This is a genomic window from Mixta tenebrionis (genome assembly GCF_006517625.1).
Taxonomy (GTDB): domain Bacteria; phylum Pseudomonadota; class Gammaproteobacteria; order Enterobacterales; family Enterobacteriaceae; genus Mixta; species Mixta tenebrionis.
The window spans coordinates 105,692-131,417 of sequence record NZ_VHQI01000004.1; the positions used below are offsets into that span (position 1 = coordinate 105,692).

The 25,726-nt window shown below is 41.6% G+C and carries 22 protein-coding genes; 1 reads left to right on the forward strand and 21 read right to left on the reverse strand.

Going from position 1 to position 25,726, the window contains the following annotated elements:
• Positions 1 to 3: 3 nt before the first annotated feature.
• From FKM52_RS07970 to galF, 14 genes are all read right to left on the reverse strand, one after another.
• Complete coding sequence (locus FKM52_RS07970; RefSeq protein WP_141175889.1) at positions 4 to 1,047, reverse strand: polysaccharide biosynthesis protein; 1,044 nt, start codon at positions 1,045 to 1,047, stop codon at positions 4 to 6.
• A gap of 43 nt (positions 1,048 to 1,090) precedes the next feature.
• The gene (locus FKM52_RS07975; RefSeq protein WP_141175675.1) at positions 1,091 to 2,347 is read right to left on the reverse strand and encodes a lipopolysaccharide biosynthesis protein; all 1,257 of its coding nucleotides are present in this window, start codon (positions 2,345 to 2,347) and stop codon (positions 1,091 to 1,093) included.
• A complete protein-coding gene (locus tag FKM52_RS07980) occupies positions 2,344 to 3,414 on the reverse strand; it encodes a hypothetical protein (RefSeq protein WP_141175676.1) in 1,071 nt (356 codons plus the stop codon). The genes FKM52_RS07975 and FKM52_RS07980 overlap by 4 nt, the downstream gene beginning before the upstream one ends.
• A gap of 37 nt (positions 3,415 to 3,451) precedes the next feature.
• A complete protein-coding gene (locus tag FKM52_RS07985; RefSeq protein ID WP_141175677.1) occupies positions 3,452 to 4,570 on the reverse strand; it encodes a hypothetical protein in 1,119 nt (372 codons plus the stop codon).
• 94 nt (positions 4,571 to 4,664) lie between these two features.
• On the reverse strand, positions 4,665 to 5,369 hold the full coding sequence (locus tag FKM52_RS07990; RefSeq protein WP_141175678.1) for an acylneuraminate cytidylyltransferase family protein: 705 nt from the start codon (positions 5,367 to 5,369) through the stop codon (positions 4,665 to 4,667).
• On the reverse strand, positions 5,366 to 6,427 hold the full coding sequence (locus tag FKM52_RS07995) for a nucleotidyltransferase family protein (protein ID WP_141175679.1): 1,062 nt from the start codon (positions 6,425 to 6,427) through the stop codon (positions 5,366 to 5,368). Before FKM52_RS07995 ends, FKM52_RS07990 begins: the two co-directional genes overlap by 4 nt.
• 17 nt (positions 6,428 to 6,444) lie before the next feature.
• Positions 6,445 to 7,092, reverse strand: a complete 648-nt coding sequence (locus FKM52_RS08000) for an acetyltransferase (protein WP_141175680.1) — start codon at positions 7,090 to 7,092, stop codon at positions 6,445 to 6,447.
• Positions 7,085 to 8,155 (reverse strand): N-acetylneuraminate synthase, encoded by a 1,071-nt coding sequence (neuB, locus tag FKM52_RS08005; protein WP_141175681.1) that lies wholly within the window; start codon positions 8,153 to 8,155, stop codon positions 7,085 to 7,087. Before neuB ends, FKM52_RS08000 begins: the two co-directional genes overlap by 8 nt.
• A gap of 5 nt (positions 8,156 to 8,160) precedes the next feature.
• Positions 8,161 to 9,315, reverse strand: coding sequence for a UDP-N-acetylglucosamine 2-epimerase (gene neuC, locus FKM52_RS08010; RefSeq protein ID WP_141175682.1), 1,155 nt, complete (start codon positions 9,313 to 9,315; stop codon positions 8,161 to 8,163).
• Positions 9,316 to 9,336: 21 nt separating this feature from the next.
• Complete coding sequence (locus tag FKM52_RS08015; protein ID WP_141175683.1) at positions 9,337 to 10,479, reverse strand: LegC family aminotransferase; 1,143 nt, start codon at positions 10,477 to 10,479, stop codon at positions 9,337 to 9,339.
• Between the two features lie 12 nt (positions 10,480 to 10,491).
• A complete protein-coding gene (locus tag FKM52_RS08020) occupies positions 10,492 to 11,682 on the reverse strand; it encodes a UDP-N-acetylglucosamine 4,6-dehydratase (RefSeq protein WP_141175684.1) in 1,191 nt (396 codons plus the stop codon).
• A 59-nt stretch (positions 11,683 to 11,741) separates the two neighbouring features.
• Positions 11,742 to 12,776, reverse strand: coding sequence for a UDP-N-acetylglucosamine--undecaprenyl-phosphate N-acetylglucosaminephosphotransferase (gene wecA, locus FKM52_RS08025; RefSeq protein ID WP_141175685.1), 1,035 nt, complete (start codon positions 12,774 to 12,776; stop codon positions 11,742 to 11,744).
• Between the two features lie 549 nt (positions 12,777 to 13,325).
• The gene (gene galE / locus FKM52_RS08030; protein WP_141175686.1) at positions 13,326 to 14,339 is read right to left on the reverse strand and encodes a UDP-glucose 4-epimerase GalE; all 1,014 of its coding nucleotides are present in this window, start codon (positions 14,337 to 14,339) and stop codon (positions 13,326 to 13,328) included.
• 47 nt (positions 14,340 to 14,386) lie between these two features.
• Entirely contained in the window at positions 14,387 to 15,283 is an 897-nt protein-coding gene (gene galF / locus FKM52_RS08035; protein WP_141175687.1) for a UTP--glucose-1-phosphate uridylyltransferase GalF, read from the reverse strand.
• A 372-nt stretch (positions 15,284 to 15,655) separates the two neighbouring features.
• Here galF and FKM52_RS08040 point away from each other — a divergent pair, with 372 nt between their 5' ends.
• A complete protein-coding gene (locus FKM52_RS08040) occupies positions 15,656 to 17,479 on the forward strand; it encodes a hypothetical protein (RefSeq protein ID WP_141175688.1) in 1,824 nt (607 codons plus the stop codon).
• A gap of 71 nt (positions 17,480 to 17,550) precedes the next feature.
• Here FKM52_RS08040 and FKM52_RS08045 read toward each other — a convergent pair whose 3' ends face one another.
• The 7 genes from FKM52_RS08045 to FKM52_RS08075 all read right to left on the reverse strand — a co-directional run bounded on the left by FKM52_RS08045 (position 17,551) and on the right by FKM52_RS08075 (position 25,696).
• On the reverse strand, positions 17,551 to 18,558 hold the full coding sequence (locus FKM52_RS08045; RefSeq protein ID WP_244316923.1) for a glycosyltransferase: 1,008 nt from the start codon (positions 18,556 to 18,558) through the stop codon (positions 17,551 to 17,553).
• Complete coding sequence (locus tag FKM52_RS08050) at positions 18,555 to 19,502, reverse strand: polysaccharide pyruvyl transferase family protein (protein ID WP_141175690.1); 948 nt, start codon at positions 19,500 to 19,502, stop codon at positions 18,555 to 18,557. Before FKM52_RS08050 ends, FKM52_RS08045 begins: the two co-directional genes overlap by 4 nt.
• 11 nt (positions 19,503 to 19,513) lie before the next feature.
• Positions 19,514 to 20,995, reverse strand: coding sequence for an MOP flippase family protein (locus FKM52_RS08055; protein WP_141175691.1), 1,482 nt, complete (start codon positions 20,993 to 20,995; stop codon positions 19,514 to 19,516).
• Between the two features lie 107 nt (positions 20,996 to 21,102).
• Entirely contained in the window at positions 21,103 to 22,506 is a 1,404-nt protein-coding gene (gene wcaJ / locus FKM52_RS08060; RefSeq protein ID WP_141175692.1) for an undecaprenyl-phosphate glucose phosphotransferase, read from the reverse strand.
• A 73-nt stretch (positions 22,507 to 22,579) separates the two neighbouring features.
• Complete coding sequence (locus FKM52_RS08065) at positions 22,580 to 23,662, reverse strand: glycosyltransferase (protein WP_141175693.1); 1,083 nt, start codon at positions 23,660 to 23,662, stop codon at positions 22,580 to 22,582.
• Positions 23,663 to 24,757, reverse strand: coding sequence for a hypothetical protein (locus FKM52_RS08070; protein WP_141175694.1), 1,095 nt, complete (start codon positions 24,755 to 24,757; stop codon positions 23,663 to 23,665).
• Between the two features lie 33 nt (positions 24,758 to 24,790).
• The gene (locus FKM52_RS08075; protein ID WP_141175695.1) at positions 24,791 to 25,696 is read right to left on the reverse strand and encodes a glycosyltransferase family 2 protein; all 906 of its coding nucleotides are present in this window, start codon (positions 25,694 to 25,696) and stop codon (positions 24,791 to 24,793) included.
• Between the last annotated feature and the right edge of the window lie 30 nt (positions 25,697 to 25,726).

Genomic DNA, 25,726 nt, shown 5'->3' on the forward strand with positions numbered 1-25,726 from the left:
TACTTACTCCTCCGGATCGGCGTGTTCACCAAGAGAGATTTTTTGCATGAAATCGAGCTTCAGCAATAATTTTTTCATACCATCAACATCAAGGCGATGAGTATTGTGTGAATTATATTCTTCACCGCATAAGGCCTGGGTCAGCCGTTGCTCACCCTGCTCAACAAATTTTGCATAATTAAGATCCCGCGCATCGGCAGGGATTCGGAAATAATCGCCCATATCTTCTGCACAGGCACGTTCTTCTTTACCCAGTAAGGATTCATAAAGTTTTTCACCATGGCGGGAACCAATAATATCAATCTTGTGCTGAGGTTTGTTCATCAGTTCAAATAATGCCTTCGCCAAAGTTTCAACTGTCGCGGCAGGGGCTTTCTGTACAAATATGTCACCATTATTACCATGCTTAAAAGCATATAGGACCAAATCAACAGCATCAGCAAGCGTCATCATAAAACGCGTCATAGTAGGCTCAGTAATTGTGATAGGTTTACCTTGTTGAATTTGTTGAATAAAAAGTGGTATCACTGATCCTCTGGATGCCATAACGTTACCATAACGAGTGCCGCAGATTACTGTCTCTGTTCCCTCCAGATTGCGACTTGCAGCAACCATAACTTTTTCCATCATTGCTTTGCTAATACCCATAGCATTGATGGGGTACACTGCTTTATCAGTACTAAGGCAAACAACACGTTTCACTCCTGCAGCAATAGCACCATTAAGGACATTTTCGGTACCTAATACGTTGGTACGTACGGCCTGCATCGGATGAAATTCGCAAGAAGGAACCTGCTTCAATGCTGCAGCATGAAATACATAATCAACACCTCGCATCGCCGCTGCAATGCTGTTTTCATCCCTTACGTCACCCAAGTAAAATTTCAACTTTTTATCATTATACTTTTTACGCATGTCATCTTGTTTTTTTTCATCACGAGAAAATATGCGTATTTCTTTAATATCAGAAGTTAAAAAGCGTTTTAGCACAGCATTTCCGAAAGAACCAGTACCACCAGTGATAAGTAATATTTTATTTTTAAACATCATATATAATCCAGTTATAACGAGAGCGTTGGTTGATTAATCACTAAAGGAAAAATTTATTAATTAAAAATGCAAGAAGAGCAATAAAGAGCGAAATAATCAAAGGGAAAAATAATCCTTTAACATATTGATCTTTTAATACTGCTCTATATGTATAAAAGCTATAGACAAAGTAAGATATTGCTGTACTTATAGCTGTACCCAAAATACCTACTGTTGCGGTGAGAATAATAGTTATAACTATATTGATTACTGCAACCTTAACCGTAATAAAAGAAAGTTCCTTAGATCTCCTCTCATAAAATATAAAGGATGAATAGTAATAATAGAAAGATAGATAGTACATACCAACTGAGATAAATATAAATTCCGGTAATGAACTATTGAAGTTATATCTTGCAGGGAAAATTGGAGAGCAAATTACAACAGCCATAACAAAAAATGCCCAAAAAATAGAAATCACCATTAGATATTTTTTATAGAAACTATAGCTTGTGTAGTTTTTGTAGTTACTAACACAAAGCTGAGGCATCCCTAAGGCTAACGCGCTGTTAATTAACATAAAAGCTGCCGCGATAGAATAGATAAATGAATAAATACCTAAGCTTATGTTGCCGCAAAAAAATTTAACGATAAACCTATCCGAACCAGAGGTTATCCACTGAGCTATAATATGAGGCATCAAACCCAAAGCAAAATAAAGGATATATTTTTTTTTGCATATATACTTTAAGGAATTAAATAAATGTGCATTTTTTAAAAACGTTGCTTTCACATAAGGTATGGCTACAACTATATTTGAAAAAGAAAATATGAGAATTAAGTTATGAATATTCCCCAATAAGCTTTTATTAAAAAACCAAACGCCTCCCAACAAGATTAACAATAATATCACTTTCGCAAAAGAAATATAAAAAAAGTTTTCTGTAGTATTTTTAAAGCGAACAAGTGTAGTATTAACTAAAAACAGAGCTTCGAATAGAGAATATATCAGAATTTCAAAAAAAACATATCTTTCTATGAAGATAGTTATCAAAGAAAGCAAAATAATTGCCAGCGATATTTTATTGAAGACATTGACAAAAGTTAAAGTAGCACGCCAATTCTCTGCACTTTCACGAGCAATAATAGATGATATATTAAAGCTAACCACGGGCGTTAAAATTTGTATAATAATAGCGTAAAGAGTGAACTTACCAAAATCATCCACGCTTAATACAAGTGATAACAAAGGGACAACAACGAAAGTACCTAAACGGTTAAACCCTGTAGCAAGACCATATAGTAAAAAATTTTTCATTTCGAAACCGTTCTTATGATAGCCCTAATATCCAGTTTTTCGTCCCACCAAAAAACCCGAAAACCAAGGCTTTCATATTCATGCCCAAGCGTGGAATCACGACATAAACATAACTTAGGATTAGGAAAACGTTTATTTAAGCAAATATTACGTTCATCTACTAATGAATATATACTATCGTCAATAAAAAGCGGATGAGGCCTAAAAAAAACAACCATTCCCTCATTGCTTAAATTTTTATAAAATTCCAGTTCCTTTTCAAGATAGAAGGGATTACTAATGATTAATACATCACATGTATCATCTTCAGCTATATCAAGATTAAATACGCTATAATCGAACTCTCGAACTTTGAACTCAAAGATATTAGTGTTGAATATATGCAGTTGTTCACTATTAAAACATATTATTTTTTTTATTCTTTTCAGCTTATTTGGCACTCTAAAATCCCTGTCTAAGATGCCATGCTGTATTATATTAATATCAAACAACTCTGTAAGAGACGTAGCCGTAACCCATCGATCATAATGGTTAGTCAAAAATATTTCACGAATCCCTTGAGAATGAAGGCGTTTTAAAAAATAACAAAATAATGTCAATTCCAATACAGAGGTCAAATGCAGATAGTACCCCCCCTTCAAACGGAACAACAGTAAATAAGAGAAATATATCGACTTCATGAACCCTATCAAAATATCATACAAAGACATTTGATATATAAAGTTAATCTTCCGCCCATCAACGCACTGAAAATAAAAAACATCACTTACGTTTTCTTTATATAATTTTTTTACTTTAGGAGAGGAGCTAAACGAAAAAAAAACTTTTTCACCAGCTATACTGTCCTTCTTAAAGATACCTTTCAACATGAATATAATTATAAATATAAAATAGACAGGCAACAAAGGCAAATATAAATAACAAACAAAAGCAGGTATTTTATCTCTAAAGCGAGCAACCTTGAAAACAGCTTTTTTTTTGCTATTAAGCCCAAATTTTTTTATTAAAAAATCATCAATAGCAATTTCATTATCAATAGACTGCCTTATGATATCAAAATACTTCATGACCCCATCTTCCCTATCCAATTTATCAATGTCAGTACTAAAAAGCTTCTTTATCGTTGGCTTTATAAAAAACATAACCCGCTACTAACCAAAAAAGATAAGCTACGGGCCAAATATTAAAAACATTGGTTGTGGCAGAAGTTAAAAGCATACACAGAAAGAAAAAGGAGTATTTTCTTTGGTTTTTATTAAACAAAGAAACATATAATACTAATATAGAAAAAAACAAATAAAGTACAAAACCAACAAACCCTATATTAATCCATGCATAAACAAAAGCATTATCAGCATATATATTTTGATTAACAAATGATGGGAAAAATATATTTCCGGAAACTTTGTCCAAGAAATCATTTAAATAACTAATTCTGGCTGATACATTATTCAACCCAACTGAATCTGCATTCCTTACATATTTACCAAGATCCAAATCAAACAAAAAAAACACAACAAAGAAAGACACAACTGAAATAAAATAGAAAACTATTTTTTTATAAAAGGTTAAAGCTTTGGTCTTATTTTTATCTAACTTAAATATACTAAGTAAAAACAATAAAACAATCAATGCAACACCAGTCATCGAACCGCTTAAAATAACTGATATTCCACAACACCCCCAAATTAATTTTTTTGCGCCAACGTATATTGTACTTTTAGAACCCAATAATAAAGAAAGCGCAAGACATGTAGTAATTGCGAAATTATTAGGATTGACGAAAATTGATATGCTTCTGAAACCGGTATTATTAAAACGTTGACTGATATGACTAAAAAAAACAAATTCTAAAATTGAAAAAAAAGTTGCAATGTAAATAACATACTTCATTATTTTTAAAAAGTTAATGTATTTTAAGGCACCTGGCAATAAAGAAAAAGTTATAGGGATTAAAAATGTCAAAACGGCAAAGGTTTGTATTCCATTCACCGTATAAATACATAAAACAAAAAGAAGGTAAGTACAAAAAACGAAAAAAAACAAAATAATTTCTGACTGAAGCTTTATGTATTTGAAACATGTAATAAGTAAGAGCACATTTATTACATACTTAACAATCTTAACTGGGTTATTTAAGTCATATATATCACCCACAAAAAAATATAAACAGCCGTGGCAAAAAAAAAGTATAAATAATAAAACACCCCACCGTTCCAACATTATAGATTTCATAAAAAGATCGCATTTTAATGTCAAAAATAAATAGCATCTTGACTATTTTATAAATAGCTTTGCTATAGTATTCTATATTTTATTAAACATTTACCTTACTGTTTATAACATATTCCGCATACTTAAAATCCTCAATCGTATCAATATCAACGTCACTACCTCTTTTTGAAATAAAAGCAATACTATCTTCACAGTACACTTCATTAATTCTTCCAATATACTCCATACTAAATATATAGATAGCACCATTTACCCTGTAATAAGTAGGTAAATCCTGAGCCCTCATTATGTTTTTCTTTTTTATAAAACCTTCAAGGGATTCATTATCAGGTAATGTGTTAGTAAATAGAGGAGAATGTTCACAACGGGAAAGCGATACCAAATTCCTTTTACCACTTATATAAAGTTTATTAATTGCTTTATCAATATCTTCTGTGGTGCGTAGCGGGGAGGTAGGCTGTAATAAGATTATATAATCAAATATCTTTCTTTGCTTTTTTAAACTTTCAACTACATAACTAATCACATCATTAGTCGTTGCATCGTCTGTTGCAAGACAGGTTGGTCTTAATTCAGGAAAGGGAATGCCACAAGCTTCTACAATTTTAGCTACTTCTAAAGAGTCAGAGCTGACATAGATTTCATCAATATAAATCGACCCCAGAGCGGCATCAATTGTCCATTTAATTAAAGGTTTGCCAGCCAACATTTTGATATTCTTGTTTTTTAGCCTCTTGCTACCAGCTCTTGCAGGTATGATAGCTAATACTTTTTTTTCGCCAATCATTTTTTAAACCTTATACTAAAAATATCCTGCTGAGCTTTATAAAAGTCATCCATACGTCCAATATCAAGCCAGTATTCATGAACAGGGAACATTAATACTTTACCTTCTTTCTCCATTATATTTTGCATCAAAGAAGGCATATCGATTCGATAATTTTTTGGTACTGACTTAAAAACATGCGGAGAGATAGCATATATACCAGCATTAACAAAGAAACTTTGTATAGGCTTCTCTACTATTGATTTGACTCGATTATTTTCACCTGCAATGACGCCATAAGGTACTTGATAGTTAAATTCCCTAACACATACTGTCACATCAGCAATATTATCAGTATGAAAATTAATCAGGCTCTCATAATCTATATTGGTTAAAATGTCCCCATTTATCATTATCAGAGGTAAATCATCAGCTAAATCCTCTGGTAATAAACCAAGAGCGCCACCAGTACCTAAAGGTTGATGCTCATGGATATATTTAATATTAACCCCCAGCAAAGATCCATCGCCAAAATGATTTTCGATCACCTCAGGCATGAAGTGAGTAGAAATGTAAAAATTAGAAAAGCCATTATTTATAAAACTATTTAACGTTATTTCAAGGATCGGCTTATCTCCTATTTTTAACATAGGTTTAGGACATGTATTAGTCAAAGGCCGTAACCGCGTCCCAAATCCACCTGCCATTATAAATACTGGATTATCATACTTTTTTTTCACATTGCTAGTCTGGATTGTTTCAAGACCAACGACCTTATTATCTTCAATAAGTGGAATTGATAATATACTATGCTCCTCCATTAGCCGATTGAGCAGCTGGGAATTAGTACCAACCGGGGCAGTAATTGGTGTTGTATTCATAACAGAAGTAATATTCTCTGTTAAGGGTAGATTTTTAAGTAACCCCCTTCTGATATCTCCATCAGTTACTACGCCTAATAACTTCCTATTAGCATCAACAACTAAAGCAATACGTAGTGCTTCTTTATTTATTATATTTAATGCTTCAAGGATAGTATTATGAGGAGCGATTAAAACTTTTTCCCATGTTTTATTCATCGTCTTTTTCCTGTTTTTTATTTCACTATAGCTCTTGGAGAATAGCAAATTCTCCCGCTCTCAACATTGCTTGTTATTACCGCACCTGCAGCTATGACGACATTATCACCAATGGATATATTTTGAATTATGACGGCTCCGGCACCAATAAAAACATTTGCACCTGTTTGAACATTTCCACATAATACAGCTCGCGGTGAAATAAAATTATGATCTCCAATTTTACAATCATGCTCTATTATGGCACCACTGTTGATCACACAATTTCTACCTATACAGACACCTGTTTGAATAACACAATTAGGGAAAATTTGAACATCTTCAGCATAAACAGCACCATCAGAAATACATGCCGAGGTTGAAATAACTTTTGAAAATGTATATCCGCGTGATAAAAAGTTCTCGTTTATACGGTTTCTCAACTCCGAATGTGGTAATTTTCCGATACCATTAATCAAGTATATTTCATCAGGATCAAATTGGACAATATCTTCATCATGATGACACTGTCTTATATCATGAAAAATTTTTCTTTTATGCGCATCACCTTGACTAAAAACAGCTACTATATTCTTTTTTTGTTGTTGTAATATATCAACAAGTACACTAGCATGACCTCCACCACCAATAATAACTAGTGGGAGATTTATTTTATTATTAGTCAATTAAGTCTCCAGCATTAAAATCTCTCATGGCTTTCTTGCCGATCATATCCCAATAAAAGCAAGGTGAAAGCCCATTCCCAGGTCGTTTAGCCGTCAAGTTTTCCGAAGTAAAAATCTCACCCTTTTTTATCTGCTTTAAAGCCACTAAACTTTTACGTGCAACTTGTTTATTTTGTAGTTCAGACGGTGTTGGCGCTTTTAAATATGAACCGAGAGCGAGTTCAACTTGACGAATAGACCTTACCATTTCAGCAAGCTCCTCGGGTTCCAAAGAAGCTTTATGGTCAGGCCCATCCATATTTCTATCGAGTGTAAAATGCTTTTCTATAACTACAGCTTCACGTGCAACTGCTGCGATAGGAATTGCAATTCCAGAACTATGATCAGAGTAGCCAACTGGCAGGCCGAACGCAGTCTCTAGCGTTTTCATAACACGCAAGTTAACTTCAGCAAGTGGGGCAGGATACTCAGTAGTACAATGAAGGATCGTAACGCGATCCTTTAAGACTTGCTGACCTATATCTGAAGCATAAGCTTGAGAAAACGCTTCCTGGCTGGGTTGTAATCCTGGCTCCGCTGTGTAACCAAAAGCAATAATACTCAGTGCTTTCTCAATTTCAGCAAGAGTAGACATTCCTGTAGACAATATAATATCGCATCCTGTTCTGGCATGTTCGAGGATTAAAGGAGCATTCGTCAACTCTCCTGATGGTATTTTTAACCTTTTTAATCCAAGATCATTTACCAGAAAAGCCAAACTTTCAGAATCAAAAGCCGTCGATAAAAATTCTATGCCTAACGCATCACAATGACGTACCAATGCATGATGCGTTGCGTAAGAAAGTTCTAAACGGCTCAACATAGCAAGCTGTGATTCTGATTTGTTTGTATTAATGGACTGGTAAACTGCTTGACGTGCCTGTTCAGTAACTATATTTTTAGCTTTAAAAGTTTGGAATTTTACTATATCGGCACCAGCTTTATGAGCCGCGTTGATCAGTTCGAAAGCTAATTTTTCATCGCCGTTATGATTAACACCAGCTTCAGCAATAATGAGGGTCATATTATTCACTCAATGTCGTAGAATTTTTTTTCAGGTATAAATTTAAAATTTTTAATCATTTTTATGACGCGAGAACTGCTATCACCTTGCCCATATGGGTTAGATATCTCTTCGCCATCAATTTTATAATTCCCCGATAATGCATACTTTATAGCTTCGCTAATATTTACCTTATTAATAGATGCATTTATCACACTCTTTGCAGCCAGCCTACCTTTTTGTCTTGCGCCTATATTAACGGTAGGAACACCAAAAGCCGGAGCTTCGATAATACCGCTTGATGAATTTCCAACTACTACTGCCGCATATTTTAAAGCGCTAAGATAACGTACCTGCCCCAAAGACGGTACAGCTAATACACGCGAAGGTTGCGAACTGGCATATGCTTGTAATAACGGAATAATCTGCCGCCCTCCTTCATCCGCATTTGGATAAGTAAAAATAACCTGACATTCAGGAAATTCATTTAACGCATCCACTAATGTATTGAAACTTAAAACCGGTTCTTCTTTAGCTAAAGTTACCGGGTGGTAAGTTACAAGCATATAAGGCTGGCGCAAATCAAAATTTAATGTTTTAGATAACTCATCAATTTTCAAAAATTCGCCACGGCGAATATGTTCTAATCCAGGAGCACCAACATTAACAACCCTTGCAGGATCTTCACCTAATTGGATGACCCGTTTTCGATGTTCCTCTGTCGAGGTGCCATGCAAATAACTCAATTTAGTTATTGCATGTCTTATTGCATCATCATAAGCACCTTCAGTGATCTCGCCGCCATGTAAATGCAAAATGGGAATATGTAGAATCATGGCAACTTGAGCCGCAGCTAATGCCTCAAAACGATCGCCAAGTATTATCAACACATCCGGTTTTAAACGTGTCAATGCATCACTGAAGCCAATTATGCCCAGACCTACACTTTTCGCCGTACCAACAGCTGAATCAGATGAAAGCAAAATCTCAATTTTTTCATCTATAGAAAAACCATCTTTTTCTATATTTTCCCAAGTTAAACCAAACTCAGGTGAAAGATGTGTTCCACTGACTAGCAATTGTAAAACTAACTCTTTATCAGCCTGTATATCCCTCATCAGCCAATATAACAAACCATATTCAGCTCGAGTTCCAGTAAACACAGCGACTTTTTTCAGCATATAATTATTAACTATTTTAAGTTAGAATATTGGGGAACTGGGTAAATTAACCAAGCGAGATTCAATATATTCTGAATATTTTAAATCATCACGTAATGCTTTTGAGTACATCGGCAACCGATGCATTAATTTCCATACAGGGCGAGCCATTATTTCTGCTTTATTTAACTTTATTAATAACTCGTCACGCATTTTTGGTTCTTCGCAGATAATCGCGTTTAACCAATAATTAGATTCCGCATATTCAGCTTCTTTAAAAAATTTAAAACATGAATTCTCAAAAAAAAGCTCATAGTGTTTAGCCAAATTCCTTTTTTTTGAAAGAAAATCATCTATTCTTTCAAGCTGGGCACAGCCTAAGGCCGCATTTATATTTGGCATCCTGTAATTGAACCCTGGTTCATCATGATAGAATTCATATGGATGTGGAATTTTAGCTGTAGTAGTTATATGCTTTGCTCTTTTCCCAAGTTCTTTGTCCTGACATAAAATAACCCCACCGCCGCCAGTAGTAATAATTTTATTGCCATTAAAACTCAATACACCATAGCTTCCAAAAGTACCTGTATGTTGTCCTTTATAACGTGAACCGAGGCTTTCAGCGGCATCCTCTATTAAGATAATTTTCCATTTTTCACATAAGGTTACTATTTCATCTAATTGAACCGGATGTCCAAAAGTATGCATAGGCACTACAGCTCGAATTCTTTGCTTCGTTGATTTATGAAAACAACCATTTTCATTGAGCTTTGCGTTTTCGTTAAGCCATTTATCTAAAGCAAGAGGGCACAATCCTAAGCTAGTCGGAGAGACATCGATAAAAACCGGCTCAGCGCCTAAATGATGCAGGGCATTACAAGTAGCTATAAAAGTTAAGGCCTGGGTTATAACTAAATCACCGCGCTGCACATCGGCTAAATAAAGCGCTGCATTTAAAGCAGCGGTCCCATTAACTGTCGCAACTGCACGAGCTGACCCCGTGTAACTCTGCACTTTTTCTTCAAAACTATCGACATATTTTCCAACACTGGATACGAATGTACTATCAAGTGTATCCATAACATATTTTTTTTCACTACCAGAAAAAGTTGGAGCATGTAATGGAATAAAGGCGTTGCTATTAAAGGTCTCACGTATAAAATTAATTATATGTTCTGCATTCATTTAATCAACCCCTTACATTTTTCCATCAAGATATTTACCCGTATCTTTGTGTGAAAACTCTGGCAATAACATTTTAAACAATTCAATGATATTATTTTTTTGCCATGCGCCATTCGCTCTTAAAGCTATAATTTCCTTTTCAAAAAACTCCAATTTTGAAGAGTCATATAATGCTTTATTCTTAATTATGCCTAAATTATCAAAACAGCTTAAATCCAAAGTTTCATTTTCAGTAAAAAATTCTTCAAAATCCTTTTCACCTGTTGTATCACTATCGGTGAAGAGACAAGGCCACATTCCTTTCGCAGATAAAGTATTAACGCTACTCCTGGCTTCATCCTCATTGTCACAAACATAAGGTTCATAACCAACCTGCTTCAAATAGAGTCGAGCTATATCAGCAAAAGAAATTAGGTGTAGCGCCTCGTTAAGCTTAGGGAAAAATATATCTCGATTATCTCCAAATATACAAGACATCAAACATAATTCGCCAGATTCCTGAGGAGTTACAAAATAGCGTTTTATATCATGCGGAGCAACTAATGGCTGACTTTTTTGTATGCGCTGATTAAAGCCATGTAATAATGAACCATCAGAAAAAGCAACATTTGCAAAACGAGCCATAGATATCTTAATCTTTTCACTTTCACGCATTAAGAACATTTCCATAATACGCTTCGATGCTCCCATCATATTTACTGGGTTTGCAGCTTTATCTGTTGACACACAAAAATATTTTTTTACACCGGATTTAATTGATTGTTGTATGGTTTTTTTTGTGTTAAAGATATTGACATTTATCATGCGCATTAAAGTAAAAGGATCTTTCTCACTTCTTACATGCTTTAGCGCTGATAAATTGAGTACATAATCATATTGGCCGTCAGCATTAATAAATGCATCATACTCAATTGAACCAATATCTAATGCAAAAGTTTGGAAATCTCCGGTTATATATCCATAAGTGCTACGGATATCTCTTACTAATTCAACCAAGTTATTTTCACTAATATCTACTACGTGTAACTTTATAGGGTTACGTTTAAATATTTCTTTAGTTACAGCCTGCCCAATTGAACCAGCCCCCCCTAATACTAAAAAACGAGAACAGGATATTTCTTTTTCAAGCTCGATTTTTTTTTGATTGATATCAGTTTCGAACAATTTTTCATTGCGCCCGATTAATGATAAAATATTTTTCATGTAAAAACCTTAATTTGATACAGTTCAAGTAAATGATTTTTATTATTTAGCTTTTAATTTTAGTAGCTAACTGATGAGTATTTCGTTTTTTTCAACTCATGGATAAAGATAGATAGACCCAAATAACTTAACGAATAAATTAACAGGGTCCATAGTTCAGAAACTTGAAAATACTGAGAGATAATTCCAACTATACTTGATATACATGACAAGCCAATTATAACTAATAACGTTTGCTTACTTGTAAGTCCCAGAGTTATAAGGAGGTGATGCAAATGCTCCCGATCCGGTTTAAACGGGCTGTTCCCTCTTCGTATGCGAACAATCATCACCCGCATCATATCCATTAACGGAACAGCAATCAGCCACAGCGCGGTGACCGGCTGCATTACGGCGTCTTCGCCTTGTGTCGCTACGATCAACAGCCAGATAACGGTAAACCCTATTAACGTGCTGCCAGCATCTCCCATGAATACCTTAAACTTACGGCCCCATGGAATGCCCAGGTTAAGTAAAATATAAGGTAAGCAGGCAACCATTAAGCACAAACACCACAGCGCCATGCTATTTCTGTCACCCATCCAAAATACAACCGCCAGCCCCGCAAAGGTAACGGAAGACAGAGCACCCAACAGGCCATCAATGCCATCAACCATGTTAAATGCGTTAATAGCGCCAACCACGGCTAACAGCGTAACGCCATAACCTAATACGCCCAATACCAGCTCATAGCCAAACAGGATATTCCCTAATGAATAGATATAAAGGCCGTTATACATCATAATTCCCGCCACCAGCGCCTGCAAAGCCATACGCGGCATAACCGGCAGGTCAAACTTATCGTCCAGTACCCCTACGATAATGAGCATGGTGGCACAGATCATGTAGACGGTTGAATCAGGCAACCACTCTGGCTGCAGCAGGTAAATGATCCACAGAGAAAGGTATACAGATACGCCGCCCACTAAAGGGATGTGCCCACTATGCTGCTTTCGTGCATTGGGTTTATCAACCAACCCGACCTTCTTGGCAACCTTACGAGAGATAAAAAGCAGCGCCAGCGCGCCCAAAAAAACAAGCACGATTTCTTGCATGTTTACACCAGTATTGAGATTGTCTACAGATACCTGAAAATGCCCACGCTACCGCCCCTGGCTTTAAGCAACCAGACGCTTCAAGGCTCAGGACTCAAACAAGCATAGCCTGTCAGAGCAACCCGGTAGTTTTTCCTGCGACGTTAAGCGCAACCACCATAAAAGTACACGAAAATTTCACAATTCTCATGTTATCTTCACGTGCAGATAAACTTAAATCATCCGCCTGTCTATTTACTTATCAAACAAACGCTTGCCGATTTGCTAACTGCTTACTTCGTAGACATAGCATCTGAAGTTAAGCTTTCTACACTTTCTACTGGTGACGTCACGCTACTGTTTCGCTCCAGAAGACTTTCATGTTCTTACCGCCGGCTTTCGAAGGCAATTCCTCTTTCGTTTATCTGTTATTTACCTGGCGCCTAAAATAAATATGGCCTCTGTTGCCAGAAGCCATAGTTACTATTTGGTATTAATTTGCACAGGTGAATATTCTGAAATATATTCACATTGCTACTGATACAGATAAATAGTTTAAAATTCTTAAGCTTAGCGATAGCCGTTAGGGTTCTTTGACTGCCAGCGCCAGGTATCGCGCATCATCTCGTCAATCCCTCGGGTAATGCGCCAGTCCAGCTCTTTATCCGCCAGCGAAGCATCCGCCCAGAACGCAGCCAGATCGCCATCCCGACGCGGCTTGATTTCATAAGGCACAGGCTTGCCAGACGCCTTCTCAAACGCTTTTACCATCTCCATTACCGAGTAACCTTTACCGGCGCCGAGGTTGTAAGCTTTATAACCCTGCATATTTTCTAAATGATCGAGCGCCTTAAGGTGCCCTTCCGCCAGATCAACAACATGGATATAGTCGCGCACGCCAGTGCCATCTTTAGTATCGTAATCAGCACCAAAGATCCCCAGCTTATCCAGTCGCCCAATAGCTACCTGTGCAATATAGGGCAGCAGGTTGTTTGGAATACCGTTGGGATCCTCACCAATTTCACCCGATTCATGAGCGCCGACCGGATTAAAATAGCGCAGCGCGATGCCCCTGAATTGACTGTCCGCTTTTGCGTAGTCCTGCATCACCTGCTCAACCATCAGCTTTGAGGTGCCGTATGGGCTGGTAGTGCCGCCAATAGGAGTGGTTTCCACATAAGGGACCGGCGCGTTTGCGCCATAGACAGTAGCCGATGAACTAAAAATGAAATTATAAATGCCTGCGTTACGCATCTCTTCCAACAGCACCACCGTGCCGGAGAGATTATTTTCGTAATATTCCAGCGGCTTACGGGTTGATTCGCCTACCGCTTTCAAACCGGCAAAATGGATAACGGCGGTAATTGAATTACTGGCGAAAATGTCGCGCAGGCAGGCGCGATCGAGAATATCGCCCTCGACAAAAACAGCTTGTTTTCCCGCCAGCTTCTCAACGCGCCGGATCGACTCACGTGAAGCATTACTAAGGTTATCGATTACCACCACGTCGTCGCCACGCTGTAACAGCGCCAGCACCGTATGAGAGCCGATGTAGCCCGCTCCGCCCGTTACCAGGATAGCCATGTGAACTCCTTTTTGCCGCACAGGGTGCGGCGTAAAATGATGAGGAATTATTTTGCCAACAATTGCCTGATCGCGTCGCGAAACGCGGCGCCCTGCTGGTTATGGCGCAGTCCATAGGTAACAAACGCCTGCATGTAGCCCAGCTTACGCCCGCAGTCAAAGCTGTCGCCCGTCATCAGGCAGGCATCCACTGGCTGTTTCTTACTCAGGCTGGCGATCGCATCCGTTAGCTGGATACGCCCCCAGGCGCCCGGCTCCGTCTTCTCCAGCTCAGGCCAGATATCTGCGGAAAGAACGTAGCGCCCTACCGCAGCCAGATCGGAATCCAGCTGTTCCGTATTCTCCGGTTTCTCCACGAAGCTGGTAATGGTGCTTACGCTGCCCTCATTCTCCAGCGGCTCCTGGGTAGAAATTGCGGAATATTCAGAAAGATCGGCTTCCGGCATATGTTTTGCCAGCACCTGACTGTGACCCGTTTCTTCAAAGCGCGCGATCATGGCGGCAAGATTATAACGCAGGTGGTCTGCGGTGGAATCATCCATGATGATATCTGGCAGGACCACGACGAAGGGATTATCGCCAATCATCGGACGCGCGCATAATACGGAGTGGCCGAGACCCAGCGGCTGCGCCTGGCGTACGTTCATGATAGTCACGCCTGGCGGACAGATTGACTGCACTTCACTTAATAGCTGACGCTTCACGCGCTGTTCCAGCAACGCTTCCAGCTCGTAGGTGGTATCGAAATGGTTTTCCACGGCGTTTTTAGAAGCATGGGTTACCAGTACGATTTCCTTGATGCCGGACTTCACAATTTCATCGATGATGTACTGAATCATCGGCTTGTCAACGATCGGCAGCATCTCTTTAGGAATGGCTTTGGTAGCAGGGAGCATATGCATTCCGAGGCCCGCAACGGGGATTACTGCTTTAAGCTTAGTCATAATTTTTCCATGTAATGATGTGACGGCATTTTTTGATTATGCAATAAAGGCATGATCGTTAAGTATAATCTTATTCTGAAAATTTTCCTGCTGTTAACATGAAGGCGCTGTTTGTAATTTCAGTGAACACATCAACGATAATAATCCAGCCTGCTTTATAGCCTAAGCCTGACTAATTCAATTTGATCCTGAACGGAGAGATTTTTTCAACAGCAAGTTTTATTTACTGCGATTAATCCGATAATAACCCCTCATCCAGTTCTAATATGTAAAAAAGCGTTTTCTTTTATCTGAATTTAAATACTACGGCTTCCAATTCGCAGAATGAAATGAATAATAAAGGCTGGCGTAATCATCTAACAAGGGTCAGAAATGAGCATTAATGAAAAAGCCAGTAATGAACGTATCAGCTCCAGGCGTCAGGCGCTTACAAAAATTCTGGTCTCCGCAGCAGCGGTCGGCACTATCGGCAGTCTGACACGGGCCAATGCGGCGCCTGCGACAGCAACGCCGGATGGCGCCGGAGGTAAAATTGACGGCGCGCCCGGCATCATTCTTGACCATGCATCTACCTCCTGGGCTAAGATTCGTAGCGATCGGCACAACAATAATGGCCCGGTAGATAATTACGCTGCCTTCCAACAGCTGGTGGAAGATAAGAAATACCTTACTATTGATACGCCGGTTAGTATAAATAAATCAGTCAAGTTAACCGTTAAAAATCAGATAATCGAGGGCCGCGGAAATGGCATAATCACGCCGTTACGCAATATGGGTAATGAGTTTCTACTGGAGCTCAAAGCGGATGCCACGCAAATACATGGCATGGTGTTCGATAACCCGATGCTGCTAAAAAGTGAAACTGGCGGACGCCAGGGCGGTATAATGATTTCCGCCAATTATTGTGAAATCGCCAACTGCTATTTTTATCGGATGCTGCAGTCCATTGTCGCCCCTGCGGGTTTTGGCGCCTGGGGCACTAAAATTATCGATAACTGGTTCCTGGAATGTTTAGGCGCGGGCACCGGCATGCGTGACTTACGTTCGAAGCTGGGTGAAGATCGGGGCGATGCCGTAACAATTTGGGGGTCAGGGACTATCATGACCGGCAACCATGCTTACTGTAAGCCCGGCGAGGACGCCAGGCTGGCGTTTCACGCCGAAGGGTTGCCGGGAGCGCGCAAACATCTGCGCGACTTTGATCACAAAGACATCATTATGGCGAACAACATGGCTAAAGGAAGCTTTCGTCGCCATTTCGCCATGGAAAATATCACCGGCGGCGTATCGATAGGCAACATATCCATGGGCGGCGCCACCTGGTGGGGTGAAGCCTATATTCAGTGTAAGAATATTAACGTCAAGAATACCATCCGCTACAGCAGCAATCCCGATATCCTGAACGGCAACGCCTGGCGCCCCATTAAAGCGGCGATAGCCGTAGTCAACTTTAATCAGGGCATCAATATTGACAGCACCGTTCTTATTGCCAAAGGCACGACGGCTTACGGTTTTGCCATCGCTACCCAGACCGGGGAGCATGATATTACCCTCTCCGGCAGCATGATAAATGAAGGTGCGCGCACCAATACCGCGCTCTACCTTAATCAGCCGAAAAGCTTGCGTATTAATAATCTTGATACGCAGGGATTCTCACGCGCCGCACAGATCACGACTAATGAAAACGTCACTATTACCAGTAATAACTGCTATCACCAGCTTAACGGCAGCGGGAAAGGCATGGAGGTAGTCAAAGGCACCGGCGGTAATATTGCAATAAATGGCGATACCTATAACGGCGCTACCACGGTCTTTAAATTGCCTAACGTAGCCAACCTCAGTATTCAGAACACGCAGGTTAACGACTCGGAGCGTTTTGCCGAACTAAGCGGGATTAAAAAATCATTGTTGATAACCAATAATATGGTTAATGCGGAGAACTCGCTGGCGTTGATCTACAGCGATGGCGCCGCACCGGATATCAGCTGGTCAGTGGAAGGGAATATCGGTATACGCAGTAACTTTAGCTACACCAGCGCGCAGCTTTCAGCCATCAACTCAAGCCTGAATCAGCGTAGCAAGCACGCCGGTAAAAACGTTAGCGTTAACAACAATGCGGTGTACGTTGCGCTTGGCGCGGCACCTGAATCTCCCTGGTTAAATCTGGCAACGCAAAAAGTGATAAAACCCGCCTGAAAAAAAGCCTCAGCCGAATGGCTGAGGCCGATTTTAACTCAACGATGCGCTAAGTACGCGCCCGCGCCTTTTCAGGCATCGCGAATTTTTAACTGCTTCAGGGCAAAGTTAACCACGCGCCAGGCAAAATAGTTATTTTCCGCCAGCGTAATATCAAGATTACGATAGCGAGACACTAACATATCCAGCTCTCCCTGCGATTTAGCGCTAAATTTTACGCCAGCGCTTTTCGCTACGCCGATTACGTTGAGTATATTTTTAACAATACGCGCACGCAGGTGCTTTCTGCTCTCCCTGACGGAGGTGCGCTGCATCAAACCTTCCAGGGCGTCGCAGGCGCGCAGATAGCCAATAGCGTTTTTCTCCGAGCGTGAGCTTTGCATGATAGAACCGATGCGAATACGCCGTTGAAAGTAGACGTTATCCGTCACGCAGGTTTTACCCGCAACAAAAAACAGGCGCGGCGTAAACTCTTCATCTTCATGAATAATAGGCAGAAAAAAGAGCTGGTGCTGCGTCTGCAATTTACGGGCATAAATATAGAGCCACGCGTTAGGAATAAAAGCATTGGTTTCTGACAGGGTGTTAAATGCCTGCTCGCCGCTGGGGAAAACGCGCTCCATGCGGCGGCGATAGGAGATCAGCCGCACCTGCTGCGACTGCGCCTCCCCTTTGCTTTTCCCTACCGGATCTTCAAAGGACTCCGCCGAGAAAGCAAACAGGTCCATATCAGGGTGCTGTGCCAGCGTTTGATAAAATTGCCCGATCAGCCCGTCAACGGAGATATCATCCGAGTCAAAGTAGTAAATGTAATCACCGGTAGCAGCTCGCGTACCGGTATTACGCGCTTCACCCAGCCCACCGTTGGCGGTATGGATAATTTTTACCAGCGGATGCGAACCATAGAGCGTTTCTACCAGATCGCCGGAACCATCCGTCGAACCATCATCAACGATAATGACTTCCCACGGTTTGACAGACTGCGTAAGAATTGAATCAACAGCTTCCTGAACATACTCCAGCACGTTATAAACAGGAATAATGACGGAAAGTTTAGGAATCGTTGGCTCTTCTGTCATAAAGTAATCAACTCGCATTCAGGGACATCTTTTGTCCAGGAGGCGTAATAACCTGAATTTTTACCGTAGGAATTATCCAGCAGTTTAGTTTTTACGCCGAGCAGACAGCACAGAATATGACCATGCATCCGTGAGGTTACTACCGTGCCATGCGACATAAAGTGTTGGTTAATCCGGTTTACCAGCGTATCGGTATAGTCGCCCCACTTCTGCGGCGTATCGAGCAAGCGCGTACTCAACGTACGATTTATACGTTCAAAATTAAGATAAACCTGCGTCCGGGAGCGATCCTGGTTGGTGCAAATATCTTCCCAGTCTTCATAAGCTTCAGGGCCAGGCTTGCCTGGTAATCCCTCGATATTAGTCTCTTCGATATCTTTACGGATCATCCACATCGTTTCACGTTTGATATCGTTAGCGCTCTGTTTTGGAAAGACGTTCCATAAAGCATGCGCCATATCCGGACAGAGGCGCACATCCCGGCAGAAATGCTCTTCAAGAATTTGCTTACTGCGTTCATCACGGCAAAAAATCGTCAGGTTTTTATGCTGGCGTAAAATCTGCGCCGACTGCAGCATCTTTGCTTTATCTTTAAAATGGACCGTTTGCGGCAGAATAACCACTTTATGATCGGGAAACGTTTGTACTACGGCTTCCCGCAGGCGCTGATGATGGCCATATAAGTCGCCAAAGTTACCGCCGCCCTGTAATAAAATAATGACGTCCTTCGGCAGATCGCGATTTTCTGCTAACCACTTGATACTGGTTTTGTCCGTGCGGCGCGCCATTACCTGATATTGACGTTCTTTAAAGAACTGTTCAGTGCCCTTATAGATCAACAGATCGCCGACGTTAAGATGAAGCGGTATATCCAGATAAGCCACCTTGCTGCCGGGGGGAACCACATCATCGATAACTGACAGGTAGTTTTTGAGTTTATCCATATGGTGCATGATTAGTTTTCCGCTCTTAAGATTCGACGAAGTTTAGGATTTTTAAACAGGTGATTTTTCATTTCTACAATGAGTGGATCGCGACTTAATAATATCGCTATCAGAAAAACCATCCCCCCTGAAATAATCTGGACGGCTAAGATTACAGGAAGCGCAACCGAAGTCGAGAGGAACAATCCTATAATCCACGGCACCGCTAATGTCGGCAGCGCCATACGAAATGGCATCCAGATGCTATACAAATACTGTTTATAACTTGGGCCTAATACCGGACGGATAAGAATAAAGTAACTCAGCCAGGTGTTAAGCACCTGTATTGCTAAAAAACCCAATGCGGCGCCAAAGCCCCCGCCCGTTTTTGCCCCAATCCAGATAGCCGGAACAAACAGGAAAAATTTCACTACGTTAAATTTAAAACTAATATCAACGCGCGCCTTCGCCATCAACAGCGAACCAATCGGATTACCAATAGAGCGCAGCAGGCCGACAACACACAAAACCTGCAGAATAGGGATAATAAAACGCCATTTTTCGCCAAACATAAACAGCACGAAATTATCCGCTACCACTAACAGACCTAACAGCGCAGGAAAGTTAAGCAGCCCAACCAGCGACAGTAATTTATAAAAGTTATCGCGAAGCTTTTGCCGATCGTCCTGAATTTTAGCAAAAGCCGGAAACAGTACGCGGGTAATAATCGGGTTTAGTTTCGTCGGCGGCATCACCGCAACGTTGTAGGAGAGATTATAACCGCCGGTAATAGCCGCACCCAGAGTACGCGACAATACCGCCGTCGCCACATTGGAATTTAGCTGGTTAACCAGGCTATCCGCGGTAAGGTAAGCGCCAAACTTCAGGTTAGAAGTGATAGTGCGAAATGAGAAGCGGAAGCGCGGCCGGTATGTTTTACGTCCATACCAGGAAAACATCAGGGTACGTACGGTAACCATCGCCAGATAGCCCCAGATGGCGGTTATCGCCTGCGGCTTAATCCATGCGGCTACCATAGTAACGATAAAACCAAGCGTAACGGCTAACGTTTCAGTCAGGCCGATTTTCGGGAATTCCAGTTCTTTTTGCAGTAGCGCGCGGAACTGTTGACCATGAGGAATGATCAGGAAGGCAATAGATAATACCTGGATAAGCAGCTTAAGATCCGGCTGTTTTAACCATGTACTGATCGGGCCGCTACAGCTAAACACTACGGCAAAGACGATTAAACCAATAAGGATATTTATCCAGTAAAGCGTTGACAGTTCAGCGGTAGAAATCTCCTTACGCTGGATAATCGAATTCGACAGACCGAAATCGGAAAGCGTATCCGCCAGTAAAATAATTACCATGGCGATAGTCAATAAGCCGAACTGATGCGTGTCGATTAACCTCGCCAGCAGCGTCATTTGCAGGAAGCCAATGCCAATAGTCGATAGCGTCGACATGGCAGACCACTTGGCCCCTTTTACCGTTTTTTCTTTTAAGCTCATAATCCACATCTAAGCAGGAGTGAAATCCGCTTTCACTGTGATAAGACTGCAAACCGTACCCCGTTCGGGATACGGTTTTTATCAGGCTGCTCTCTTGTCCGCCGCGCTTAATAAGCGGTTTTGCTGATAAAACCTTTAAAGAGAGTCAGGAAAATGATGCGCATATCAAGCCACAGACTCCAGTCACGGATATACTGCAGATCGAACTCAACACGCTTTTCCATTTTCTCCAGCGTATCGGTTTCACCACGCCAGCCGTTAATCTGCGCCCAGCCGGTAATACCGGGTTTAACCTTATGACGCAGCATATAGCCCTGAATAATGGAGCGGTACTGCTCATTATGCGCAACCGCGTGCGGGCGCGGTCCCACGATAGACATATCGCCCTTTAACACGTTGATAAACTGCGGCAGTTCATCAAGCGAAGTCGATCGCAATATCCGTCCAACCGGCGTAATACGCGCATCGCCTTTGGTCGCCTGTTTTACGCTATCGCCGTTCTCCATTACCGACATTGAGCGGAATTTCCACACCTTAATCGGTTTGCCGTCCATCCCGTAGCGCACCTGGCGGAAAATTACCGGGCCCGGCGAGGTAAATTTGACCAGCGCAGCGATGGTAAGCAGCGCCGGAGAAATAAACAGCAGGATACAGGAGGAAACGACAATATCCTCCAGGCGTTTCAGCACCATATTGATGCCGTTCATTGGCGTTTCAAACAGAGGAACAACCGGAACGCCGTTAATTTCTTCAGTTCGCGACTGTAGAATATTGAAAGTAAAAATGTCAGGGATCAGCATAACGGAACAGGTGGTATCAGAAAGCCTGGCGACCAGCTCGCGGATCGCCGTCTCTTCAGACATCGCCATAGCAATATAAATTTTATCCAGCTTCCCTTCGCGGGCATCAACCAGCAGCTGCTCCAGATTACCGCAGTAGTTAATATTTGCCGCGTCACTACGAGATTCATTAGCAACGTCAGAATAGAGCCCAACAACGTTTAATCCCATCCAGGGAGCGTTAATGAAACTATTAGCAAGTGAAACACCAATAGGCATATTGCCAACGATGGCAACGTTACGCGTGTTATAACCCAGCTTGCGGATAATACGCGCGAAATAACGAATAGCCGAACGGCAGATAATAAAACCCACAGAGACAATCGCAAACCACAGCAGATACGCTTTAAAGTTAAGCTCTAATTCGCTGATCAACGACATAATGCCAGCGGTAATCAGAATACTCAGCGCCCAGTTTTGCAGGATAATCTGCAGCTCAGTCGCAAAGCTGACGCCGCGCCAGGAACGGTAGAAATCGGTGATCCCGCCGATCATCTGGAACAGCGCCAGCGCGGTAAGCGAAAGCAACCACCAGGATGATGAAAAAGGCTGAGATTCAATACAGGCTAAAATATAGAGCCCTGTAAACATAACGAAAATGTCAAAAAATCGCTGTATGATGGAAATAATCGACGCATTAGTGCGCGAGCGAAATCCACTGGCCATTGTCATTTTATTATCTTCCCTGCCTAATTCATGCATAATCGAAGACATGTCTTAGACCTCGCTATAGTCAATTTGATATTCAACGTTTCATTATGTCGGCATATAAACTATGCGTTTTGGCTATCATAGCCTGAGAAGTAAAATTCTCTGTATATAATTGATTTCCTTTTCGCCCCATTTCACTTAAATCAGATTTATCTAAGCGATTAAGCACAGAGAGTAAGGAATTAGCATCGCCATTTTTAAACAGATAACCCGTTTGCTTATCTATTACCACCTCCGGTAAAGAGGTAGCGTCGCTGGCGATAATGGGTAATGAATAGCTCATCGCCTCCAGCGGCACCATCGCAAAACCCTCCCAGCGACTGGGAATGACCAACACATCGGCATTGATAAAATAGGGCTCCATCTGGCTGGCTTTCAACCAGCCGGTATATTGCGCCTGCGGTAATTTCTCAATCTGCTGCGCGCTGTGAACGCTGTCGCCAATTAGCGTCAAATGGATATGCGGATTTTGCAGGCGTTTCATCGCATCCAGTAAAATATCGTAGCCTTTCTGATAATCAAAACGCCCAACAAACAGCAGATTAACAGATGTATCATGGCTTTTATCCGGCCTGATAAAGTGGCGCTGCGGTACGCCATTATGAATCACAAACAGCTTATCGCTCTTAATACCATGCGCCTCGGCCTGGTCAGCTTCATACTGGCTGACGCAAATAATCGCATCGGTCATCGGCAGCAGCGCTTTTTCTATCAGCGCGTAAATTCTTTTCTTTGCCCCGCTGGTCTGCATTAAAAAGCTAAACGCATGGGGGCAATAAACCACCTTCGGTCTGACCAGCGGCCAGAGCAGGATCAGACAGAGACGCCCGATGACCCCGGCAAAGGAACTGTGTAGATGCACCACATCAGGTTTAAAGCGGATTACCGTACGACAAAACGCCGTAGCGAAAGAGATCAGGGCGCCGACCGATCGCCCCTTTCTTTGCCATTTCACTACGTTTTCTTCCAGCGCCGTATCCAGCTCACCGGCCTGATCCGCCGGGATCAGGCACTGAATACGATATGCCCCTTTATCATCCTGTTGTGCCGCAACGAGTTGTTTTAAAACCGTGGCAACGCCACCTTTTATGGTCTCAGCAGCATGGAGGATTTTCATTTACTCTTCCTTTTTGAATTTCCCAAAACTTAAATAAACGTAAAACATCAACGGATAAAATGGCGACAGGTGGCGCAGGTAACTGCCATAATCCGGTTCAAACAGGCTTTGGATTACCGTGTATGAAATAATGATCAGAGAGAACACCACTATCAGCGGCCAGGAGCGATCCTTTAACGCGGCGTTAAGCGTCTGCCATATTCTTCTGAACATCAGAATAATAAAAAAGGAAATCACCACGTAATAAGGCGACAGCATCAAAATAAGCGGGAACGGTACAAAGAATGTTAACCACGTCAGGCTTACGTTGAGCCAGCCGAACACAGGGTTACCCGCCGGAAACCATGGGCGTATCAGCGTATTGCTGCCGTCGCCGCTATCATCCAGACGGTGGTCATTCACCTCGGTACGGAAACTATCTACGTCGATGCCAAGGCCGTACTGGAAGCCAAACGCCAGCACAAGCAGCGAAAGCAAACACATGATAAATATCCATTTTCCTTTATGGACATAGCGTGAAAGCAGCAACATGCCGTAGAATTCAATCAGGAATAAAAACCAGTACGTCCTGAAGTAATAGGCGTAAAAGATGGCGAAGCAGGTCCATATCAATAGTCCGGCGGTACGGTTAAAGAAGGTAATCAGCAACGGCATCATTATCAAAAAGACGATAAAGTCCTTACTTTGCCACGTCAAATTGATCATTGATGAAAAGCAAAAAAACAGAAATACGCCGATATCGAAGATGTTCATCGATCCGCCGCGCACCTTAATAAAAATGAAAACAAAGGTGCTGACGATGATCATGGCCGAAATGAGCGCAAAAACGACAGAGCTTTGCTCAAAACCTAACAGCTTATAAAAATAGGCGGTACTGCCGTAGGAGTTTCCCGGACCAAAGCTGTAGGTAAGCTTCATGAAGCTGAAAATGGTAATTTGATCGGAGAAAAAGTAGGGTTTCATTACCGACTCTTTCACCAGCGCTACGGCTATCATTACCAGCATCATGAACAGAAACAGCATAAAGGTCATATGCGGATCGAAATAGAGATAGCGATTTTTTCTTATGCCTATCTTCAGGGATACAAATTTCATTATAGGTTCGCCGTTCTGATTGCTGTTTTAAAATCACTTCCCCGGAACAAAACGTTTCGCGGTAATAGTGGCTAACTTTTTTATCCGTTCATTCATCATCGCCATAAAGTGGCTGAACTTGATTTTCCCTGAGAGCAGCAGTTTTAAGTAAATCGCAATGCCTTTACCTTTTTGATTCGATAATAAATAGCTGTCGGCAATAATTTTGGCGTAAAAACCAAACCAGATATAGCTGGGCACGCGCTTTTTAATGCTTTCCAGCCAGATCAGCGACTTATCGCGTTTACCGTCGGAAGAGATGCGCGCCGTCGAATCCGAATCGTCATAGATGGTTAACGGCAGGTCGAGATAGTAAAAGCTGGCGCCCTGCTCCTGCAGCCGGAGCGCGAAATCCCAGTCCTGATGCTTGCGCAGCGTGGGATCAAACCTGGCCTGCTTTGCGATAGCGGCGTCCAGCAGCAGCGTACTGGTCTGGAAATCATTACCTAACAGTAAAAATTCCATAATGGAGGCGTAATTACTTAACGCCTTATTACGGCGCAGATGCAGCCCCTCCGGACGCTTATTATATTTGGCCGTCATGCAGACGCGGTTGCGTCCCGGCTGCTGCTGCAGGAAATGCAGCTGTTTCTCCAGCTTTTCCGGCACCCACTCGTCATCTGAATCCAGCAGCGCGATAAATTCGCCATTGCTGCGCTCAATACCTTCATTACGTGGGCGCGTCCCGCCGCTGTTTTTCTCCAGCTGGATAAAGCGCACCCGCTCATCCTGTACGCCGGCCATTACTGCGGCAGTGGCGTCGGTAGAAGCGTCATCGACCACAAAAACTTCAATATGACGGTAAGTCTGCTGCAAAACGCTGTTCAGGGTTTTTAAAATGATGTCGGCACGATTAAAGGTAGGAATAACAACGCTGATTAAAGGCGTAGACTCAGTCATAACATCAGTCTCAATGAATTCGTTTTAAAA

What these genes read in the sequence shown, in the direction of transcription:
- FKM52_RS07970 (WP_141175889.1), bottom strand. Translation starts at nt 1,047, where the DNA reads ATGTTTAAAAATAAAATATTACTTATCACTGGTGGTACTGGTTCTTTC.
- FKM52_RS07975 (WP_141175675.1), bottom strand. Translation starts at nt 2,347, where the DNA reads ATGAAAAATTTTTTACTATATGGTCTTGCTACAGGGTTTAACCGTTTA.
- FKM52_RS07980 (WP_141175676.1), bottom strand. Translation starts at nt 3,414, where the DNA reads ATGAAGTATTTTGATATCATAAGGCAGTCTATTGATAATGAAATTGCT.
- FKM52_RS07985 (WP_141175677.1), bottom strand. Translation starts at nt 4,570, where the DNA reads ATGTTGGAACGGTGGGGTGTTTTATTATTTATACTTTTTTTTTGCCAC.
- FKM52_RS07990 (WP_141175678.1), bottom strand. Translation starts at nt 5,369, where the DNA reads ATGATTGGCGAAAAAAAAGTATTAGCTATCATACCTGCAAGAGCTGGT.
- FKM52_RS07995 (WP_141175679.1), bottom strand. Translation starts at nt 6,427, where the DNA reads ATGAATAAAACATGGGAAAAAGTTTTAATCGCTCCTCATAATACTATC.
- neuB (WP_141175681.1), bottom strand. Translation starts at nt 8,155, where the DNA reads ATGACCCTCATTATTGCTGAAGCTGGTGTTAATCATAACGGCGATGAA.
- neuC (WP_141175682.1), bottom strand. Translation starts at nt 9,315, where the DNA reads ATGCTGAAAAAAGTCGCTGTGTTTACTGGAACTCGAGCTGAATATGGT.
- FKM52_RS08015 (WP_141175683.1), bottom strand. Translation starts at nt 10,479, where the DNA reads ATGAATGCAGAACATATAATTAATTTTATACGTGAGACCTTTAATAGC.
- FKM52_RS08020 (WP_141175684.1), bottom strand. Translation starts at nt 11,682, where the DNA reads ATGAAAAATATTTTATCATTAATCGGGCGCAATGAAAAATTGTTCGAA.
- wecA (WP_141175685.1), bottom strand. Translation starts at nt 12,776, where the DNA reads ATGCAAGAAATCGTGCTTGTTTTTTTGGGCGCGCTGGCGCTGCTTTTT.
- galE (WP_141175686.1), bottom strand. Translation starts at nt 14,339, where the DNA reads ATGGCTATCCTGGTAACGGGCGGAGCGGGCTACATCGGCTCTCATACG.
- galF (WP_141175687.1), bottom strand. Translation starts at nt 15,283, where the DNA reads ATGACTAAGCTTAAAGCAGTAATCCCCGTTGCGGGCCTCGGAATGCAT.
- FKM52_RS08040 (WP_141175688.1), top strand. Translation starts at nt 15,656, where the DNA reads ATGAGCATTAATGAAAAAGCCAGTAATGAACGTATCAGCTCCAGGCGT.
- FKM52_RS08045 (WP_244316923.1), bottom strand. Translation starts at nt 18,558, where the DNA reads ATGACAGAAGAGCCAACGATTCCTAAACTTTCCGTCATTATTCCTGTT.
- FKM52_RS08050 (WP_141175690.1), bottom strand. Translation starts at nt 19,502, where the DNA reads ATGGATAAACTCAAAAACTACCTGTCAGTTATCGATGATGTGGTTCCC.
- FKM52_RS08055 (WP_141175691.1), bottom strand. Translation starts at nt 20,995, where the DNA reads ATGAGCTTAAAAGAAAAAACGGTAAAAGGGGCCAAGTGGTCTGCCATG.
- wcaJ (WP_141175692.1), bottom strand. Translation starts at nt 22,506, where the DNA reads ATGACAATGGCCAGTGGATTTCGCTCGCGCACTAATGCGTCGATTATT.
- FKM52_RS08065 (WP_141175693.1), bottom strand. Translation starts at nt 23,662, where the DNA reads ATGAAAATCCTCCATGCTGCTGAGACCATAAAAGGTGGCGTTGCCACG.
- FKM52_RS08070 (WP_141175694.1), bottom strand. Translation starts at nt 24,757, where the DNA reads ATGAAATTTGTATCCCTGAAGATAGGCATAAGAAAAAATCGCTATCTC.
- FKM52_RS08075 (WP_141175695.1), bottom strand. Translation starts at nt 25,696, where the DNA reads ATGACTGAGTCTACGCCTTTAATCAGCGTTGTTATTCCTACCTTTAAT.